Annotated in this window: 1 protein-coding gene; it reads right to left on the bottom strand. The window is 38.2% G+C overall.

The features are described 5' to 3' along the window. Positions 1-299 (bottom strand): plasmid mobilization protein MobA (mobA, locus tag KCG35_RS26095; protein ID WP_215822847.1); only part of this gene is annotated, 299 nt, incomplete at its 3' end. Positions 300-584: the final 285 nt, after the last annotated feature.

Here is a 584-nt window from a genome sequence, read left to right as displayed (position 1 = left end):
CCCACTCTTCCTATAGCCTCTTTAATCGCTTTTAAGATTTCAGCATATTCTTTTGACCACAACCTCCCCTTTCCCCCCTCAATAAATAGATGCTTTTGAAGTCCACCAAGCCGATTCAGCTCATTAATGATTTGAGATTCAACTTTACTTTTTGTCTTTCTGCCTAAACCTGCACGCCTCAAAAACTCAGGAACACTAACACCTGTATCACTGGCCTTTTCTTCCAATGCTTCCTTTTCATCTTCAGTAACTCTTACCATTATTATTTTAGTCTTTTTCCTATTTTCACTTTGGCTCATATTGATCACTTATTGTTGGGGTCTCGGGGCTTGCCCTGAGCAGGGAGGCAGGCAGAATGGAGGGAGTGTAACGACTGGAATGACGCCGATTGCTATATCGTCCATTTATGGCGGTATAGCAAGCCCTACCCTGTCCCTAGTTCTACATTCATAAAAAACTATACCATATACAACAAATTGAACAACCTAATAAACTATATAAAAAGCAATATATGTCACAATAGCAAAGTGAATTAAATAGTCTATATAAACAACAATACCATAGTTAATGTATATAGCTATACT

The sequence above is a fragment of the Zooshikella harenae genome (genome assembly GCF_018837975.1).
GTDB classification, from domain to species: domain Bacteria; phylum Pseudomonadota; class Gammaproteobacteria; order Pseudomonadales; family Zooshikellaceae; genus Zooshikella; species Zooshikella harenae.
The sequence above is the reverse complement of the archived record's forward strand: the minus strand, read 5'-3'. Positions and strand labels throughout refer to the sequence as shown.